General features: G+C 68.6%; 17 protein-coding genes. 9 read left to right on the top strand and 8 right to left on the bottom strand.

The window, feature by feature from the left end; all coding sequences use genetic code 11:
- Both IFR11_RS13940 and IFR11_RS13935 read left to right on the top strand, forming a co-directional pair.
- Positions 1-877: sensor histidine kinase (locus IFR11_RS13940; protein WP_191916548.1), on the top strand; the 877-nt coding region annotated here is incomplete at its 5' end.
- 7 nt (positions 878-884) lie between these two features.
- Positions 885-1,490, top strand: coding sequence for a response regulator (locus IFR11_RS13935; RefSeq protein ID WP_191916549.1), 606 nt, complete (start codon positions 885-887; stop codon positions 1,488-1,490).
- 83 nt (positions 1,491-1,573) lie between these two features.
- On the opposite strand, the gene IFR11_RS13930 is transcribed toward IFR11_RS13935, so the two are convergent.
- The gene (locus IFR11_RS13930) at positions 1,574-1,846 is read right to left on the bottom strand and encodes a hypothetical protein (protein WP_191916547.1); all 273 of its coding nucleotides are present in this window, start codon (positions 1,844-1,846) and stop codon (positions 1,574-1,576) included.
- Positions 1,847-2,163: 317 nt separating this feature from the next.
- Positions 2,164-3,012, bottom strand: coding sequence for a hypothetical protein (locus IFR11_RS13925; protein WP_191916546.1), 849 nt, complete (start codon positions 3,010-3,012; stop codon positions 2,164-2,166).
- 97 nt (positions 3,013-3,109) lie between these two features.
- On the opposite strand from IFR11_RS13925, the gene IFR11_RS13920 reads away from it, so the two are divergent.
- The 3 genes from IFR11_RS13920 to IFR11_RS13910 are packed head-to-tail and all read left to right on the top strand — an operon-like array spanning position 3,110 to position 4,592.
- Positions 3,110-3,502, top strand: coding sequence for a YbaB/EbfC family nucleoid-associated protein (locus tag IFR11_RS13920; RefSeq protein ID WP_191916545.1), 393 nt, complete (start codon positions 3,110-3,112; stop codon positions 3,500-3,502).
- Positions 3,499-3,834 (top strand): hypothetical protein, encoded by a 336-nt coding sequence (locus tag IFR11_RS13915; protein ID WP_191916544.1) that lies wholly within the window; start codon positions 3,499-3,501, stop codon positions 3,832-3,834. Before IFR11_RS13920 ends, IFR11_RS13915 begins: the two co-directional genes overlap by 4 nt.
- Positions 3,831-4,592: a hypothetical protein gene (locus tag IFR11_RS13910; RefSeq protein WP_191916543.1), complete on the top strand. Its 762-nt coding sequence runs from the start codon at positions 3,831-3,833 to the stop codon at positions 4,590-4,592. The genes IFR11_RS13915 and IFR11_RS13910 overlap by 4 nt, the downstream gene beginning before the upstream one ends.
- A 199-nt stretch (positions 4,593-4,791) precedes the next feature.
- Here IFR11_RS13910 and IFR11_RS13905 read toward each other — a convergent pair whose 3' ends face one another.
- The 3 genes from IFR11_RS13905 to IFR11_RS13895 form a co-directional block, all read right to left on the bottom strand.
- Positions 4,792-5,316, bottom strand: coding sequence for a hypothetical protein (locus IFR11_RS13905; RefSeq protein WP_191916542.1), 525 nt, complete (start codon positions 5,314-5,316; stop codon positions 4,792-4,794).
- 250 nt (positions 5,317-5,566) lie between these two features.
- On the bottom strand, positions 5,567-6,994 hold the full coding sequence (locus tag IFR11_RS13900; RefSeq protein WP_055935185.1) for a CCA tRNA nucleotidyltransferase: 1,428 nt from the start codon (positions 6,992-6,994) through the stop codon (positions 5,567-5,569).
- Positions 6,995-7,092: 98 nt separating this feature from the next.
- Positions 7,093-8,607, bottom strand: coding sequence for a DUF7059 domain-containing protein (locus tag IFR11_RS13895; RefSeq protein WP_191916541.1), 1,515 nt, complete (start codon positions 8,605-8,607; stop codon positions 7,093-7,095).
- A 106-nt stretch (positions 8,608-8,713) separates the two neighbouring features.
- Between IFR11_RS13895 and IFR11_RS13890 the strand changes: the two genes are divergently transcribed.
- From IFR11_RS13890 to trxA, 4 genes are all read left to right on the top strand, one after another.
- On the top strand, positions 8,714-10,963 hold the full coding sequence (locus IFR11_RS13890; RefSeq protein WP_191916540.1) for a DUF6049 family protein: 2,250 nt from the start codon (positions 8,714-8,716) through the stop codon (positions 10,961-10,963).
- On the top strand, positions 10,960-12,558 hold the full coding sequence (gene murJ / locus IFR11_RS13885) for a murein biosynthesis integral membrane protein MurJ (protein ID WP_191916539.1): 1,599 nt from the start codon (positions 10,960-10,962) through the stop codon (positions 12,556-12,558). The genes IFR11_RS13890 and murJ overlap by 4 nt, the downstream gene beginning before the upstream one ends.
- A 73-nt stretch (positions 12,559-12,631) precedes the next feature.
- On the top strand, positions 12,632-13,618 hold the full coding sequence (gene trxB / locus IFR11_RS13880; protein WP_055832346.1) for a thioredoxin-disulfide reductase: 987 nt from the start codon (positions 12,632-12,634) through the stop codon (positions 13,616-13,618).
- Positions 13,619-13,680: 62 nt separating this feature from the next.
- Entirely contained in the window at positions 13,681-14,004 is a 324-nt protein-coding gene (gene trxA / locus IFR11_RS13875) for a thioredoxin (RefSeq protein ID WP_055832344.1), read from the top strand.
- A 184-nt stretch (positions 14,005-14,188) separates the two neighbouring features.
- On the opposite strand, the gene IFR11_RS13870 is transcribed toward trxA, so the two are convergent.
- The 3 genes from IFR11_RS13870 to IFR11_RS13860 all read right to left on the bottom strand — a co-directional run bounded on the left by IFR11_RS13870 (position 14,189) and on the right by IFR11_RS13860 (position 16,517).
- Positions 14,189-14,536, bottom strand: a complete 348-nt coding sequence (locus tag IFR11_RS13870) for a tryptophan synthase subunit alpha (protein ID WP_191916538.1) — start codon at positions 14,534-14,536, stop codon at positions 14,189-14,191.
- 83 nt (positions 14,537-14,619) lie between these two features.
- Positions 14,620-15,591, bottom strand: a complete 972-nt coding sequence (locus IFR11_RS13865; RefSeq protein ID WP_055832340.1) for a ParB/RepB/Spo0J family partition protein — start codon at positions 15,589-15,591, stop codon at positions 14,620-14,622.
- On the bottom strand, positions 15,591-16,517 hold the full coding sequence (locus IFR11_RS13860; protein ID WP_374754284.1) for a ParA family protein: 927 nt from the start codon (positions 16,515-16,517) through the stop codon (positions 15,591-15,593). Before IFR11_RS13860 ends, IFR11_RS13865 begins: the two co-directional genes overlap by 1 nt.
- Between the last annotated feature and the right edge of the window lie 2,193 nt (positions 16,518-18,710).

The raw sequence follows: 18,710 nt of genomic DNA, 5'->3' as shown, positions 1-18,710 counted from the left end.
GCGCCTCGTTCCGGCGGCGGTGCTCTTCTTGCTGAGCCTGTCGCTCATTCCGTGGCTCGGTGCCGACGTGCGCTGGTTGTGGACGTTCGTCGGCGTGGCCCTCGCCGTCTCGCGCATGCGGCGCAGCATGCTCTGGATCGCCCTCCTGGTGCTGGCCGGCCTCACCTTCGCCGTGGGGGTGTGGGACGACGCCGACGTCGGCAACAGCGCCCTGAACGCCGCCGTCATCCTCTCGGTGTCGGTGATGATGGCGACTCTCACCGGCAACATCACCACCCTGGCGCGTCTTCGGGCCGCGCAGCACCAGGTCGCCGAGCTCGCCGCCGAGCGCGAGCGGGGCCGCGTCGCTCGCGACGTGCACGACATCCTCGGCCACTCCCTGACGGTCATCACGGTCAAAGCCGAGCTGGCGGGGAGACTGATGGATGCCGGATCCCCGGCCGCGCGCGACGAGATCGCCCAGATCGAGCAGCTGGCGCGTGGCGCGTTGGCCGACGTGCGCGCGACGGTGCACGGTTTCCGCGGTGTGAGCATCAGCGGGGAGCTCGCCGCGGCGCGGGCCGCCCTCGAGAGCGCCGGGGTGACGCCCGACCTGCCCGGGTCGACCGAGCAGGTCCCCGCCGATCGCCGGGAGCTCGCCGGATGGGTGGTGCGCGAGTCGGTGACCAACGTCGTACGGCACGCCGGTGCTCACGCGTGCCGCGTGCGTCTGAGCGCCCGCGGTGTCGAGGTCGACGACGACGGATGCGGACCGTCCACCACGGCATCCTCGGGGTCAGGGCTCACGGGCCTGCGCGAACGCGTCGAGACCGCTGGCGCCCGGCTCACCGTGGGTCGCAGTGATCTCGGCGGGTTCAGAGTGAAAGTGACGTGGTGACGCGATGGTGATCCGGCTCCTCATCGCCGACGACCAGGCTCTGGTGCGCGGAGCCCTCGCCGCCCTGCTCGGGCTCGAGCACGATATCGAGGTCGTCGCCCAGGTCGGGCGCGGCGACGAGGTCGTCGAAGCGGCTCGCGCGTCTCAGGCGACGGTGGCGCTGCTCGACATCGAGATGCCCGGAATCGACGGCATCGCCGCGGCGTCGCTCCTGCGTTCCGAGGTTCCCGGATGCCGTGCCCTCATCGTCACGACCTTCGGCCGGCCGGGCTACCTGGCACGGGCCCTTCAGGCCGGGGCATCGGGCTTCGTCGTGAAGGACACTCCCGCGGCCGAGCTGGCCGATGCCGTGCGGCGCGTGTCGATGGGGCTGCGAGTCGTGGACCCGGCGCTGGCCGTCGAGTCGCTTGCTCAGGGCGACTCGCCCCTCACGGAGCGTGAGACCGACGTGCTCGCCGCAGCGCGGTCCGGCGGATCGATCGCCGACATCGCGCGGATGGTGCACCTGTCGGAGGGCACGGTGAAGAACCATCTCTCCAGTGCGATCGGCAAGACCGGCGGGCGCAATCGGGCGGACGCCGTGCGAGTGGCGGTCGACCGGGGCTGGTTGTGAGTGCCGCGAAGAACCCCTCCCGCCGAGGTGAGTGCGGGTCGCGTGGGGTCCTCCGGCGCACAGCCCGGGCAGGCGAGCGCTCGTCAATCGGGCAGGAGAAGAGCCAACGCGACGATCGGTGACGCCAGGATTCCGGCCACCGCAGCGGCCACTGCCCACGATCCGTCGATGTACAGGGCCCTCCCGCCACCGCCGGCGTCCATCGTCCCGGTGTAGGTGACGAGGTAGGGGATGTCGATGGTCGTCGCCCCCTCGGTCGCCACAATGGCGAGGAGCATCAGCACGACCGCGACGATGCCCACCGAGACGAAAGGGGCCGACAAGACGACGAACAGACGCCCGGCACTGAAATTCATCGGACGCTCCTCCGCGTGCGCCGCTCGCGCGGGTCGCGAGCGAGCCGGGGTCGCGCCCGGGCCGACCACACGCTAACGAGCCTCAACCGCGCGAAGGGGGAAAGCACCGGTGGCTTCGCCCGATCAACGGAGGTTCTTCGCCTGCACCGCCTTCCCGGGGATGCTGACCCGGCACGATCGCTTCACGACGGGTCCGGAGCCCCGTCGGCTCCCTCTGCACTCTCCACGGCGACAGCGGCACCCACCCAGCACCATCGACGAACTCGGACGCCGGAACGCACCGCGGCTCACCCGATACGGCGCACGAGCTGCAGCCGTCAGCGCCCCCCGAAGAGCAGAGCGGCGCCACCCGCGAGTGCCATGGCGCCGAACACCGCAAGGAGGTACCAGCGCACGCGTGTCCCGTTCACGCGTGAACCTCGGGGCTGCATCGGCGCGATCGACGAGACGGTGTGCGCCGACGGCGGGGGAGTCGACGACGCAGAAGAACCGGAGGGAGCCGACACGACCGCACTGTTCGTGGGCACGACCTCTCGCACCCGTTGGACGAAGAGGTCGACAGTACGCAAGAGGTGCTCCCACGATGCCGGATCGTCTGTCGACAGCGAGCGTGGCGCATACAGGAACAGCCACGGCCCGGTGAGTTCCGCGTCGAGCGGGTACTGTGCGTCGGCCAGTGCCGCCGTGATCTCGGAGGTCAGAAGAGCGTCCACGATCGGCTCGGTTCCCGGGGCCGCCTCGACGACGACGCCGGCGCGACGATCATCGGACACCGCCCCTTCGGGTGTCGAGGGAAGGGCGGCGTGTGTCCGATTGCTCGCGGCCTCGACGGTCACCGAAGGCAATTCAACGCCCAGATGGACCGCGACGTACCCCCACTGCTGCGTGAACTGATTGCCGACGGCGACCTCGGTGTAAAAGCTGTCACCGATCTCGATCACCGGGGCGCCCGGGATGCGGACGATGTTCACGGCCCGCTGTGAGAAGCGCGGCTGCCCGTTCGGTTGGCGGAACACCACGCCGGGCAGTTCCTGCGCGACGGCGTGTGTGAAGTATTCCCACCCGTTCGTCGCCGCCAAGCGGGAGACGGCGAAGGCCGTGGCATCCGTCCGTGCCGGCGGTTCGGTCGGATGCGTCAGCGGTGTGTAGTCGATCTGTGGGAGCACGGACTCATTCTGCCCGCGGCGGCGATGATGACAAATGGCTGACAACACGCGTGGAGAATCTTTAGGGTGTACGAGCACGACATTCAAGGAGGGCTGAATGACGGAATCAGCGGAAATGCACGATGCGCTGCGAAAGCTCGATGCACAGGTGGCGATGAGTCAGCATCGGGCGGAACAGATGCAGAAGTTGGCGTCAGACATCGAGGCCATTCGCGTGGGTCAGACGTCTCCGGGTGGAGAGTTGACGGTCCACGTCGACGCGAACGGCAGGCTGGTGGACATCACGTTCACGCACCGCGCCCTCGTGCTGGATCCACGACAGGTGCGTTCGCTCCTCTTGGATGCGGTCGAGGACGGGTATGAAGAGGCGACACGACGCAGTGTCGCTCTCGCGTCCGAAACCTTCGGGCCGGATGCGCCCACCGTCGTCGGCCTCCGTCAGAACGCAGAGCGCTATCGTCCGCACGTGAACCGCGAGGACGAGGGATGAGTGCCGATCGCATCCAGGTAGACCCGGACTTCCTCCGCCAGCACGCCACGAAGATCACCGCGATCTCGCACGACGTTGCAGAGGCGTCAGCGGCGGCCGCGCATGTCGCCCTGGGTGGGCAGGCGTTCGGGATCATGTGTGCTTTCGCCGCCGTGCCGACGACGATGCTGGGGCTGGGCGCGATGGGCGCAGTCGCTTCCGTCGAGAGAGCGCTCGGACGGGCCGCGACCGCAGCCACGCAGATGGCCGACGACTTCGAGAACCTCGAGAACCGTTTCGTACGAGAGCTCGAAACCCTTCGCGCCGAGATCGACGGCGGGGTCTACGTGTGACTGACGCGAACTCGCTGATCGCCGGGCCCACAGAAGGCAGCCTCACGGACGCGCTGGGCCCATTCGAGGACGGGTACTCGCTGGTCGAGTCCATTTCGAGCGGCGACTGGATCGGTGCCTCCCTCGCCGGTGGTTCGATCGTCGTCTCAGGCATCGATGCCGTCGTGAACCCCATCGCCACATTGGTCTCACTCGGAGTCGGCTGGCTCCTCGAGCACATGTGGCCGCTCAATGAGTGGCTGGATCAGCTGACCGGCGACCACCACGAGGTAGCTGGGTTCGCTCAAACGTGGCAGAACGTCTCCGGGCGTCTGGGTGAGTCCTCCGGGTCGCTCGCGCGCGCCGTGGACGACCTCGCCGACTTCGATGGCGCCGCGGCCGACGCGTATCGTTCGCTGCTGACGACGCTGACATCCTCTCTGCAGAGGTGTGCCGAACTGTGCGCCGGCCTCGGCATCGCGGCCGATCTGCTCGCCGGAATCGTGAAGGCGGTGCACGACGTCGTTCGCGACGTCATCGCCGACCTCGTCGGCTTCGTCGTGCAGAGTCTCGCTCTGGCCGCCGGCACTCTCGGCGCGGCAACACCGGCGATCGCCGCGCAGTTGGCGGTGAAGTCGGCGAAGTGGACTTCTCTGCTCTCCTCGTTTATTCGCGAACTCGTCACCTCGGCCGGCACCTATGTCGATCTCGCGAAAACGATCAAGGAGTTCGTCGAAGGGGCGGCATCCGCCACCGATGATCGCGCCGCAGCGGCGTGACCGATCCCCCTTCGGCAGAATTCCATCTCACAAGGACCGGGGTCGTGCACCGTCCGTTGTTCGTGCGCCGCGTCCACATCACCGTCGACCCGTGTCGCTGGCTCCCTTTCGGCGACCGCATCCGGCGCGGACCGTCTCGGTATGAACGCTGAACGGATGCCACGACCCCGCGGTCGCGGCATTCATTCAGCGCGAAGGACTACGCGTCGGCGTCTGCCAGCACGGACCGCAGCGGCGGGACGTTGACCTCGTGCAGGTCGACGCTGTCGAGGCGCTCGATGCTCTGCACGCGGGGGGCGATGACGCGATCGTCGGCGACGATCCAGCTGCCGACGAGCAGGAAGCGGTCGTTGCCGGCCGTGATCGGCCCGGTCAGCGCGAACGTCTGGTGAGTCGGGGTGAGGAACGTCACGCGCACGGGCGTGCCGTGGGGAAGGGTCGAGGGATCGACGACATCGGCGCCGAGCGCGGGCTCGGGCGCCTCGATGCCGAGGTCGATCCGCTGGATCTCGGCGCTGGTGGCCAGGATCACGTCGCCGACGAGGGGCTGCCCCCCGACGCCGATGCGCACGGTGCCCTCGAGCGCGTAGAGCCCGTAGCGGGATGAGCGGACGATGACGCGGGCGATGTCGCCCGCCTTCACCTCGGCGAGGGCCTCGCGGATGCGCCCCACGTCGCGTCGAGCGCGAGCTGCCGAGAAGATGTCGAGCGCTTGTTCGTCCATATGTTCAGAGTAACGAGCAGTTCCGACATCGGGCATCGCTGCGCGGAGAACGCGGGATGAACCGAACGCTCGGTCCGCCGGGGCCGTTCGATACGGGACCACGGGCCGGGGGCGTCGGACGTGAATCGGGGCGCGATCGGCGCACCGGGGCGGTCATTGAGCGCCCCGGTGCACGAAACAAGCCCCGGATGCCAGCGACCCGACCACCCGACACACCACGCCGCCCCGCCGGTGACACGACGGAATCGCCTCAGCCCCGCGCCGCCCACCACTGCCGCAACCGTTTCTCGGCCTCGTCTTCGCCGAGCACGCCCTCGTCGAGGCGCAGCTCGAGCAGGAACCGGTAGGCCTCGCCCACCTCCCGACCGGGCTTCACCCCCAGCACCTCTTGAATGCGGTTGCCGTCGAGCTCGGGGCGGATCGCGTCGATCTGCTCCTGCTCGCGCAGGGCCGAGATGCGGTTCTCGATGTCGTCGTATGCGGATGCCAGGCGATGGGCCTTGCGCTTGTTGCGCGTGGTCACGTCGGCCCGCGTGAGGATGTGCAGGCGTTCCAGCTCGTCGCCGGCGTCGCGCACGTAGCGTCGGACCGCGGAGTCGGTCCAGGCGCCCTCGGCGTAGCCGAAGAACCGCAGGTGCAGTTCGACCAGACGCGACACGACGGTCGTGGTGTTCGCGTCGAAGCGCAGCGCCTGCAGACGCTTACGGGCCAGGCGTGCGCCCTTGATGTCGTGGTGGTGGAAGGTCACGCCGCCGCCCGGCTCCAGGCGCCGCGTCGCGGGCTTGCCGATGTCGTGCAGCAGCGCCGCGAGACGCAGCGGCACGTCGGGGGCGGCATCCGGATGCCGTTCCTTCTCGAGCGCGATGGCTTGACGCAGCACCGTGAGCGAGTGCTCGTAGACGTCTTTGTGGTGGTGGTGCTCATCGACCTCGAGGCGCAGCGCCGGTACCTCGGGCAGGAACTCGTCGATCAGGCCGGTCTCGACCAGCACCCGGATACCGCGGACGGGGTCGTCGGTCTGGAGTAGCCGTACGAGTTCGGCCTGCACGCGCTCGGGGCTGACGATCTGCAGCGAGGCGCGCAGCTCGACGATGGCGGCGAGCGTGTCGGGGTCGAGGGTGAACTCGAGCTGCGACGCGAATCGGGCTCCGCGCAGCATGCGCAGGGGGTCGTCGCCGAAGCTCACCGCGGGATCGATGGGGGTGCGCAGGCGCTGGGCCAGCAGGTCTTCGACGCCGCCCGTCGGATCGACGAGGGTGCGGGCGGGTACCCGCAGCGCCATGGCGTTGACCGTGAAGTCGCGGCGGTTGAGATCGGCCTCGAGCGTGTCACCGAACTCGACCGTGGGCTTGCGGGTGACGCCGTCGTAGCTGTCGGCCCGGTAGGTCGTGATCTCGACCTGCTCACCCTTGACCCGGGCGCCGATCGTGCCGAAGGCCCGACCGACGTCCCACTGCACCGACGACACCGGCTTCACCAGGGCGAGGATCTCGTCGGGACGCGCGTCGGTGGTGAAGTCGAAGTCGTGGGTGATCCGGCCCAGCAACGCGTCGCGGACGGGTCCCCCGACCAGGGCCAGGTCGCGACCGGCGTCGGCGAAGACGCGGGCGAGCGTGGCGACCACGGGGTGGGCCGCCAGCTCCTCCAGGCGCGCGAGACCGTCGACCATGTTCAGCATGCCTTCGAGCCTATCCGGGGCCGCCGACAGCCACCGCAGACGTGCTCCGCGCCAGATGCGAGGGCCGACGACACCCTGCCCGCAGACACCGGCGGGTGTCAGTCGTCGGCGAAGTCCACGAACCCGGTCACCAGCAACTCGCGCACACGCGGGAGCAGGTCGGCGCGGAGGGCCTCGGCATCCACCTCGAGCAGCTGCGCGATCGCGTCGACGAGCACGCCCACCGACAGATCGCCGTCGCACGCGCCCACGAGCGCCGCCAACGCGGGGTCGACTTCGAGCGTGCGCGCGAAGCCCCCGCCCTGGCGCAGCTCGATGACCGAGGGGTCCTCTTCACCCGGTCGGTGGTGCCGAGCCTCGGTCACGTCGGCGGCGACGCGCAGCACGCTGTCGGCCAGGCTCTCGTCGTCGAGCAGCGCCGCGCGATCGTGCGCCTCGAGGCAGGCGGCCAGGTGCGACCCGAACCACGCCTCGCCGCCGCCGTCGACCCGCTCGAAGCGGGCGAGCGTGGGGGCTCCGGCGAGCGGCTTGCGCACGAGCACGTAGCCGAAACCGATGCCGGTCACCCCCCGCTCGGCGAAGTCGTCAAGCCAGGCGTCGATCAGCCGCGCGTACGCGGGGGTGCCGGCGACCGTGCCGCCGTCGCGCACCCACAGTTCGGCGTAGGCGAGCGGATCGAGCACCTGCCGTTCGACGACCCAGGCGTCCATCGACGTTCCGATCCAGTCGCGCACCCGATCAAGTCCCGACTCGCCCTCGCGGTACTCCCAGTTGCCGAGCGACTGCGCGACACCGCCGGGGGACAGGTGCGCGCCCACACCGCCCATGACCGACGCGACGAGCGCGTCGCCTTCGAGACCACCGTCACGGTATTCGTACGCCGGAACACCGGCCACGCGCGGAGTGATGACGAACGGGGGATTGGAGGCCACGCGGTCGAACGTCTCGCCGGCGACGGGGTCGAAGAGCGAGCCGTGCCGCGTCTCGATGCCGTCGACGTCGTTGAGCAGGGCGTTCAGCCGGGTGAACCGCAGCGCGCGCTCCGAGATGTCGGTCGCGACGACGTGGTCGACCAGACGGCGCAACCGCAGGGCCTGGATGCCGCACCCCGTGCCGAGATCGAGGGCGGTGTGCGCGCGACGCGTGAGCTGCAGCCGCGCGAGGGTCTCGGAGGCGCCCCCCACCCCGAGCACGTGGTTCTCGGGGAGCGGGCCCTCGAGCGCCGACTCGTCGAGATCGCTCGCGATCCACCATTCGACGTCGCCCTGGTCGTCGGAGAACCCCTGCGGGCGCAGCAGCACCGCCGGGGTGACCGCATCGCCCGACACCTCGATGAGCCCCAGAGTCACGGCTCCGTCGACGCGCAGCGCGGGCAGCGCCGCCTCGACGTCGCCGCGTGCCACGGGCAGTCCCAGACCCCAGAGGCGTCCCAGCACGGCCAACGCGTCACCCCGGTCACCCAGCGCGCGCGTGGCGGGGCGACGCAGGCCGCGGGCGAGAGCGTCGTCGGCCTGGGCCCCCCACGCCTCTCTCAGTGCAGCGCTGGCGAAGCCCGCCGCACGGAGGTCGTCGGCGAGGGCGCGGCACAGCAGGGCGTCGGGTTCGGGGAGCACCGGTCCATTCAACCGTCTGCGCGGGGCTATCGGGGGGCTCCGAGGTGCGCGGGCCTAGACTCAACGCGGTGCGAGGCCCCCTCGTTCCACCGACGCTCGTATGAACGTGACCTCCCAGCCTCCGGGCTCACCCGTGCCGCGGCGCTCCCTCACGCGCCGGCTGCTGGCGACCCTCGCCGCCGGCGCCCTGGCGTTCGGACTCGCGGTCCCGGCGATGCCCGCCGCGGCTGCCGCACCGAGCCCCTCGCCGTCGGCCTCGACGACGCCGGCCGTCCTGTCGGCCGCACCCGTCGCCAACGGCATCCTGCGCCCCGGTGAGGCGCTGACGGTCGCCGTGACCCTGGCGGCGGGTTCCGGGTCGGCCGTCGCGACCCCCGTCGGCCTGCAGCTGGGAACGGCGCCCCTGAGCGACGACGCGGCCCTCGAGCGCTGGCTCGGCGGCGACACCACCGGGGTCACCCTGCAGCAGGTCGCCACCGGATCGATGGATGCCACCGCCTCCGGCGCCCAGACCACCACGGCACTGTCGGTACCGGCGACCGACGCCGCGCTGGCCGGACGCGCGGCGGGCGTCTACCCGGTGCGCGTGACGGCCGACGGCGCGGGTCTGCGCACCCCGACCGTGGTCGTCGTTCCGAATGACGCGGGCGCGCAGACGCCCGTCGCCCTCGTCGTTCCCATCACGGCCGCCCCCATGACCCGGGGGCTGCTGAGCGCCAGCGAACTGGCGGAGCTCACCGCGGTCGACGGCGCGCTCTCGGCCCAACTCGATGCGGTCGACGGAACCGGGGCGACCCTCGCCGTCGATCCCGCCATCCCCGCGGCGATCCGGGTTCTCGGCTCGGCCGCACCCCCCACCGCCGTGGCCTGGCTGCAGCGTCTGCTGGCGCTGCCCAATAACCGCTTCGCGCTGCAGTTCGGTGACGCCGACATCGCCGCGCAGTTGCGAGCCGGCCTCACCGCCCCCCTCTCGCCCACGTCGCTGCAGTCGTACATGGCGGCCGCCGACTTCACCCAGCCCGCGCCCGCCGTCTCGGCGGTGTCGACGCCCGATCCGTCGACATCGGCGACGCCGGGCCAGCCGTCCTACCCGTCGCTGACGTCGCTGCTCGACATCGGTTCCGCCACCCCGAACGTCTTCTGGCCCGCCACCGGGTCGGCCGGCGCCGACACCGTCACCGCCCTCGGTGCCCTGGGGACCGCCGATCAGCCCGCCCACGTGCTGGTGCCGTCGACCAGCGTGGTCGGGGGCGCACGTCAGGCCGCCGCCGCCGTGGCAGGCGTATCCACCCCCGTCTACGACGCCGAGGTCTCGCGTGCTCTCGCCGACGCCGCCGGACAGAACGACACGACCCGACGGGGGTCGGCGCTCGCGGCCGCGCAGGCCTACCTCGCCCTGGCTCGCGCGGCCACCGGTGACCAGCCCGTCCTCGCCATCCTCGACCGCGGCACCGACCGCTCGCGCGTGAGTCTCCGCGCGACCCTGGGCCTCGTCGCGACGGCGCCGGGGTACAGCAGCTCCACGCTCGCCGCGGTGTCGACGATCCCGGCATCCGAGACCACCCTCGCCGAGGCGACGGTCGACACCGCCCGCGTCACCGATGTCGCCGATCTGGTCGCCGATGAGCAGGTCATCGACCGTTTCGCGACGATCCTCGACCAGCCCGAGCTGCTCACCGGACGCGAGCGCGCCGAAGTCCTCCAGGTGATGAACGTGTCGTGGACGGGGGATGCCGCCCGCAAGGCCGTCTCGGACCACCGCGCCGCGACGCGTACGACGCTCGATTCCGTCGGCATCCTGTCGTCGGATTTCCGACTCGTGAGTTCCAGCGCGCCGCTGCGGCCGTGGGTGCGCAACGACCTGCCCTGGCCCGTCACGGTCGTGATGGCCGTGGACCCCAACGACGTGCGACTCCGCGTGCAACCCCGCACGACCGTCAACGCTCAGGCGTCCGCCAACACGCGCGTCGAGGTCCCCGTCGAGGCGCGCATCGCCAATGGCGAGGTCAGCGTCGCCCTGCAGCTGTACAGCCCCACCGGAGAAGCCGTGGGCTCGCCGCAGGTGGTCGACGTCGAGGTGCGGGCCGAGTGGGAGAGCATCGGCCTCATCGTCATCATCCTGCTGATCGTGGCGTTCCTGAGTCTCGGCGTCGTGCGCACCATCGCCCGTCGCCGTCGAACGCGCGCCGAGGGTGACGAGACTCCGGATGCCGACCCCCCGCCCGACGGCAGCATCGTGCGCAAGAGCCCGGATGCCGATGGGCGCAGCCCGGCATCGGACGACAGTGCCCCCGACACCGATGACGACGGCACCGGCCCGCTGTCATCCGAATCCACCGAGGAGAACCGCCCGTGAGCAGTATCGGACGGGCGAGTGTGCTCATCGGAGCGGGGACCATCGCGTCGCGCCTGACCGGTCTGCTGCGCACCATCGTGCTGGTCGCGGCCATCGGTTCCATCGGTGGCGCGGGTGACGCCTTCGCCGTCGCGAACCAGCTGCCCAACAACATCTACGCGATCATCTCGACGGGTCTGCTGACCGCCGTGGTCGTCCCGCAGATCGTCAAGGCGGCCGCGCACGCCGACGGCGGCCAGGCATTCATCTCCAAGCTCTTCACGCTGGGCACGGTGGGCCTGCTGGGGGCCACCGCGCTCGCCATGGTCGCCGCGCCCCTGTTGGTGCAGGTGTACGCGAGCAAGTTCACCGACGATCAGCTGGCACTGTCGACCGCCTTCGCCTACTGGTGCCTTCCGCAGGTCTTCTTCTACGGTCTGTACGCACTGCTGGGCGAGATCCTGAACGCCCGGCGCGTCTTCGGGCCGTACACGTGGGCGCCGATCGTCAACAACGTCATCTCGATCGCCGGGTTCGGCGTTTTCATCCTGATCTTCAGCGGACCGCAGGATCGCGTCGACGCGTGGACGCCCTCGATGATCGCGACGCTCGCCGGCACCGCCACCGCCGGCATCGTCGTACAGACCCTGGTGCTGCTGTTCTTCTGGCGGCGGGCGGGGCTCACGCTGCGGCCCGATTTCCAGTGGAAGGGCGTGGGCCTGCGCCACATCGGGCGTCTCGCGGGCTGGACCTTCCTGATGGTCGTGGCGGGTCAGCTCGCCGGCATCGTGCAATCCAACGTGCTCTCGGGCGCCTCGGGGAACGACCCCGCCATCTTCGTCTCTCAGAACGCGTGGCTGCTGTTCATGCTCCCGTATTCGATCATCGTGCTGTCGATCGGAACGCCGTACTTCACCCAGCTCAGCGAGCACGCGGCCGCGGGTCGCCACGACCAGGTGCGCGCAGACATCTCGCGCAGCATCCGCACGCTCGGCTTCTTCATCGTCGCGTCGGCCGCGGCCCTCGCCGTCGCCGCGGTTCCCGCCAGCCGCATCTTCACCACGACCGCGGAGCAGGCCGTCGCCGCGGCACCGGTGCTGCTGTGCTTCCTTGTCTGCCTCGTGCCCCTCGCCGTGCTGTTCGTCGTACAGCGCACCTTCTACGCGTACAACGACACGCGCACACCCTTCTTCTTCACGCTTCTCCAGTGCGCCCTCGTCGCTGGCGGCGCAGTCCTCGCCAGTGCCGTTCTCGGTCGCGGCGAGCTGGCGGCGGGTGTGGCCCTGACCCAATCCATCGCCAGCGTCGTGCAGGTCGTCGTCGCTACCGTGCTGCTGCACCGTCGCCTGTCCGGCATCGGAACGGCATCATGGCTGCTCGCCCTCGGCAGGTTCGCGTTGGCCGCTCTTCCGGCGGCGGCCGCCGGGTATGGCGTGCTGCTGCTGCTCGGCGGCGCGGACGGGTGGACGACCAGCAGCGCCCTCGCGGGAGCGGCAGGTGCCGCCATCGTCGGCTCCGTCGTGCTCGCGGTGTACCTCGGCATCCTGGCGCTCTTCCGCACCCCCGAGCTCGCGCCGGCGCTCGCCCTGGGCCGACGCTTCCTCCCCCACCGCTAGCCCCGGGTTCCCGGAATATCCCGGGGCTACCATGGGTTTCATCCGACGGAATCAACGAAGGGAACGCGCTACCGTGCGTCACGTCATCATCATCGGATCGGGCCCCGCCGGCTACACCGCCGCCATCTACGCCGCCCGAGCCAACCTCGAGCCCCTCGTCGTCGCGAGTTCCGTCGAAGCCGGCGGCGACCTCATGAACACGACCGAGGTCGAGAACTTCCCCGGCTTCCCCGACGGCATCCAGGGTCCTGACCTCATGGCCAAGATGCAGGCGCAGGCCGAACGCTTCGGAGCGCAGGTGCTGTACGACGACGTCGTGTCGCTCCAGCTCGACGGCCCCGTCAAGACCGTCACGCTCGGCAGCGGCAAGGTCGAAGAGGCTATCTCGGTCATCTACGCCACCGGCTCCGCGTACCGCAAGCTCGGACTCGAAGGCGAAGAGCGACTCTCGGGCCGCGGCGTCTCGTGGTGCGCCACGTGCGACGGCTTCTTCTTCCGTGACCGCACCATCGCCGTCGTCGGCGGCGGCGACTCCGCCATGGAAGAGGCGAACTTCCTCACCAAGTTCGCGTCGAAGGTCTACATCATCCACCGCAAGGACTCGCTGCGGGCGTCGAAGATCATGCAGGAGCGTGCCTTCGCGAACCCCAAGATCGAATTCATCTGGAACTCCGCGGTCGACGAGATCCTGGGCGACGACGCCGTGAACGGTGTGCGCCTGCGCTCGACGGTGGACGACACCGTGAGCGAGCTCCCCCTCGACGGCCTGTTCGTCGCCATCGGCAACGACCCCCGCACCCACCTCGTGCACGACAAGCTGCAGCTCACCGACCAGGGCACCATCTGGGTCGACGGCCGTTCCTCGCGCACGTCGGTCGAGGGTGTCTTCGCCGCCGGCGACGTCATCGACCCGACCTACCGCCAGGCCATCACGGCCGCCGGCAGCGGTACCGTCGCTGCCCTCGACGTGGAACACTTCCTCGCCGCCCGCGGCGAGGCCGGCGAGCCCGCGGTTGCGGAGAGCCCCATCGAGGGCCTTCCCGACGCCGCTGTCGTCTGAGGAACAAAAGAACGCTCACCAGCGTTTTCATTCACTGAAGCTTCCATCTAAGGAGATATGCAATGACTGCCAAGGCGACGACCTCCGCAACGTTCGAGCAGGACGTCCTGCAGGCTGACGGACCCGTTCTCGTGGACTTCTGGGCCGAGTGGTGCGGACCGTGTCGCATGGTCGCCCCCGTGCTCGACGAGATCCAGAACGAGAACTCGGGCAAGATCACGATCCTCAAGCTCAACGTCGACGAGAACCCCGACCTCGCGATGAAGTACCAGATCACCTCCATCCCCGCGATGAAGGTCTTCCAGGGCGGTGAGGTCAAGACGACCATCATCGGTGCGAAGCCCAAGTACGCACTCGAGCAGGACCTCGCGCCGTTCCTCGGCTGAGTCCCCGCGATCATCGAATCCCCGGCGCCACGGCGTCGGGGATTCGTCGTTTTCGGAAGGGACCCTGCCGAGGTGCCCATATGTCGAGAGAGGGATGCCGGTACGCCACCGCCGCTCGACGGAACGCGGTCGGTGCCCGACGCAAAGCGGTGCCGGCTTCGCCGGTGCCGGGGGTCTCCCGCCGTCAGGAGGCGTCGAGTCGAGCGCTGGCGTCCCACACACGGTGCGACTCCTCTTCGCCCAGGATTCGCCACACAGCCCGCGTCAGAGCCGGATAATCGAGGGCGATCTGACGGAGCACACGGTAGTTGCGGGCGCGATTGGGGCGAACGCCGCCGTTCTCTGTGATGTTCTCGGCCCGCAGAGTGAGGACCACGAGTTCATCCACGTTCGGCAGGTCTTCCATGAAGTCCCAGGGATCTTCGCCGCCCCGCAGACGTTCGTGAATCAGCACCGCGAGTTCGTCGGACGCCTCGGCACGCAGCAGCTCCAGGCTGGCACGACGGCGAGGGCTTTGGTCGTTCGAAGTCACCCATCCAGGTTACGTCGAGCCGCCGACACCGGGATCGTCGGGCGCCCGGGTGTGCACAAGTGTGCGCACCTGTGGGGTGGGCCTCAGCCCGTGTACCCGTCTTCGCCCAGGGTCGCCAGGATTCGATTCAGATCCTGAATTGAGGCGAAATCGATGCTGATCTGGCCTTTTTTCGCGGTGAGCGAGACGCGGACCTTCGTGTCGAACCGATCGCCCAAACGCTCGGCGACCTCGTCGAGGCCGGCACGACGCGAGCCTGCCTGCGGTTTCTGCCGCACCGGCGCCACCCCGGGCATCTTCGCCGCGGCTTCGGCCGCGCGCACAGACAGATCCTCGTTCACGATCTTGTCGGCAAGCTTCTGCATCTCACGCGGGTCGTCGAGCGACAGGATGGCGCGGGCGTGTCCGGCACTCAGGACTCCGGCTGCCACTCGCTGCTGAACGGGGACGGGCAGCTTCAACAGGCGGATCGTGTTGCTGATCTGCGGGCGCGACCGGCCGATCCTCGTGGCGAGTTCCTCCTGCGTGATCCCGAAGTCCTCGAGCAGCTGCTGGTAGGCCGACGCTTCTTCCAACGGATTCAGTTGGGAACGGTGAAGATTCTCGAGCAGAGCATCACGCAGCAGGTACTCGTCTTCGGTCTCACGGACTACCGCGGGGATGGTGTCGAGGCCTGCCTCGCGAGACGCGCGGGTGCGGCGCTCGCCCATGATGAGCTCATAGGTGCCGTCGCCCTTGTCCCGGACCACGACGGGCTGCAGCACGCCGAACTCGCGCACCGAGTGGACGAGCTCAGCGAGATCGTCGGAGTCGAAGTGCGTGCGCGGTTGACGCGGGTTGGGAACGATCAACTTGGGGTCGATGTGCACGAGCCGCGCGCCCGGGACCGTGACGAGACCATCCGCCTCGGCAGATGCGTCAGTCTTCTCCGCGGACTCCGCCTTCGACGAGCTCGACGCACCGGGGAAGAAGACGTCGACCGGACGGGACTCCGACGGCTCTGCGGTGGGAATGAGGGCGCCGATACCGCGACCCAGACCGGTTCTCTTCGCCATCAGGAATCCTTCTTCGTGGTGTCGCGCGCGACGATCTCAACCGCCGCCTCACGGTAAGCGATGGCCCCCGCTGATTGGCCATCGTACGCGATGACCGTCTGACCGAAGCTCGGCGCCTCGGAGACGCGCACCGATCGGGGAATCACCGTGTCGAGGACCTCGTGGGTGAAATGCGAACGCACTTCTTCGGCGACCTGCTGAGCGAGACGCGTACGGCCGTCGTACATCGTCAGCAGGATCGTCGAGACGTGGAGCGAAGGATTGAGGTGCTTCTGGATCATCTGCACGCTGCCCAGAAGCTGACTCAGGCCCTCGAGCGCGTAGTACTCGCACTGAATGGGGATCATGACCTCATCGGCGGCAGTGAACGCGTTGATGGTCAGCAGGCCCAGGGACGGCGGGCAGTCGATGATGACGAAGTCGAGGTGGTTGTCGTCGATCGCGAGGTAGTCGCGGAGAGCTCCGCGCAGTCGGTGCTCCCGAGCAACCTGCGAAACAAGCTCGATCTCAGCGCCGGCGAGGTGAATCGTGCTCGGTGCGCACAGAAGATTCGGTGACTCCGGGCTCGTCTGCACGATGTCGGCGAGCGGGAAATCGTCGATGAGAACGTCGTACACACTCGGCGTCTCAGCGTTGTGAGCGACCCCCAAAGCGGTCGACGCATTGCCCTGCGGATCGAGATCGATCACGAGGACGCGAGCCCCGATCGACACGAGAGCGGCGGCCACGTTTACCGCGGTCGTTGTCTTCCCTACGCCGCCCTTCTGGTTCGAGACGGTGAAGACGCGAGTGCGTCCCGACAGCTCCACCTCTCGCGAGTCAAGGGCGCGACGTCGCGCGGAAAGATCAGCGATCTCACGAGCGATGGGGGAGTCCTCGAAGGAAGAGGACGCAGATGCCCCATCGGACTGTTTCACGTGAAACACCTCTCCGTTGCCGAACTTGCTCAGTCTACTCGCGACATCCCCGGATACCCGGGTGGGACCGTCATTTGTGCAACGACCATCACTCGACTGGGTTGTTCCGGTCCACCTCTCTCTACGGACAGCTATCCTCTTCCCGCCATCACGCTGATCGTCCATCGCTCCGTCCATGGGTGATACCCGAGCTTTCCTGCGGTGTCCTGCGTGGCGGGATCATGGGGCACGACGTCTCGGCTGAAGAGGTGAGCTGCCCGCACAGCTCGCTGCGGGCAACTTTGAGCGGACGACTTCCACGACACGCGAGGTGCCTGCCCGATTGGCTTCACGGAGCGGAGGGTTAACAGTGCAGGCACGTGGTGATGCGATCCGCCGACTCTGACGGCTCTCATCTCGCAACAGAATCCATGCTCACCGGTTCACGCGGGGTTGCGTTCTGTACGGCGTGGCTGCGCCCGACCGAAAAATGCGCGTGGCATTGGAGACCGCGGACCGATGTGTTTCACGTGAAACATCAGCCATCGCTGCTGCCTGAAAGTGAGTGCGTGGCTCGTTCTCATCCGCTGGCCACTGATGAGTGAGCTGCCACCAACCTGTGAATCAAGGCGTCTGCTCTCGTCCTGAAAGGGCTCGACAGGGCCTCCAGCCAGATCCGAGCGGAGTGCGGGGCACCGCCGGAAGCGCGGTGTCGTAACGATGACCGCAGGCAGCGGTGTGACACCACGGGTGGCACGCATGCGAGACCGTTTCACGTGAAACATCCCGCCCCGTCCATCCAAACCCGAGATTGCGGCAATAGGGCGGCATCCCGCGCGCTTGGGGTTTGCTTGAGGCTACCCAGTTCCCCGTCGACTGGCTCCGAACGGCGATGTTCATCCCGGCGCAGCGTCCGGTCAAGACCGCTCTGCGCGCGTTCGATCGCTCAGTGTTTCACGTCAAACATCGCCCAGTCTGGCGCCTGCGCATCATTCGCTCGGCTCACTTCCCATCCGGACCTCGACTGCTGGGAAGGAGGCCGTTCTATTCGGCACCATCGCCCGATCTCAGAACACTCTAGTCAGTCGACAATCATCGCGTCCCGCTGCCGCCGGAGCGAGAGCCTACAACGGGCGATTGCGCCCGTCGACTCCACTGCGGCACGCATCGGTGGGTAACGAAGCCGGTGCATCATGAGGCTCGTCTCTCCGTTCGGAGCACTGGTGTCCAGAACGGCGTCGATCGTGGTCCGCTGATGCGCCTTCTCTGAGCAGTCCAGCGCCCCACGCGAGCGCATAGTCGGGCCTCGATCACAGCTTGCACGACGATCTCCGTCCGTTATGTGCGAGTCGACGCCGGTCACGTGGGGAGGCAGCGAACTGGGATGCTCGTCCACCGTCGGGGGAGTGGGGTCTGTCCTTCGCGTCATCCCCGACGCGCACGGAGCTCGCCCAGAGCATTCTGATGCAGCAGACACGTGCAGCGTCCGCGAGCTCGGCGGTCACTGGTCAAGCCGCGTTCCCGGTGGGTCCCCGATCGACGCTCAGACAGCATCTGAATTCCGACCCGCTCCAGCATGGCGATGGCCAACGCGCTTCACGACGCGATCCCTGTCGTAGACGGGCGCGGGAAGGCGGGGCTCCCTGTGCGCCGCGTACTGGTGCAATGCGGCGGATCTATCGGCCGGCGACATACGCGATGTTTCACGTGAAACATGGACTGTCATTCAACGCCTCGGACCTCGGCGTTATACCCGTGGACGTGGACCTGACGCCTCGCCAAGTGGCCAAGAGTTCCTCGGATCCGACGGGGCTCAGCACTGGACACCCGCGGTGCTCGTGGGGGCTCGAGAAACATCTATCGGTGTCGGAAAGGTGAACGCCTTCACCGGCATCTGGCCCCGTGATCTCGTGCGCCGATACTCCCGAAGTGACGTCACTTCGGTGCTCTCACGTTCTCGAGCCGAAGAACTACGGCACTGGTTCGCCACCCTCACGCATGACCTGGCCGAGTCGCAGCGACGCGACCCGCACAGCCACTCGCGCGCTCTCCTGTCTGCGCCCATCGCGGGGTAGTCGCGGCGCAGCAAAGCGCGGGCGCCTCAGCGTGTCGGACGACGCCGATCTCTGAGCCGCGCAGAAGCCGGAGTACGCCGCGACCGTCTCTCGATCCATGCAGGGGAGCATCCACCGGAGCGGAGGGTACGGCGTCGTCCGACCTTCC

The sequence above is a fragment of the Microbacterium sp. CFBP 8801 genome, from assembly GCF_014839455.1.
In the GTDB taxonomy this organism is placed as follows: Bacteria; Actinomycetota; Actinomycetes; order Actinomycetales; family Microbacteriaceae; genus Microbacterium.
The sequence above is the reverse complement of the archived record's forward strand: the minus strand, read 5'-3'. Positions and strand labels throughout refer to the sequence as shown.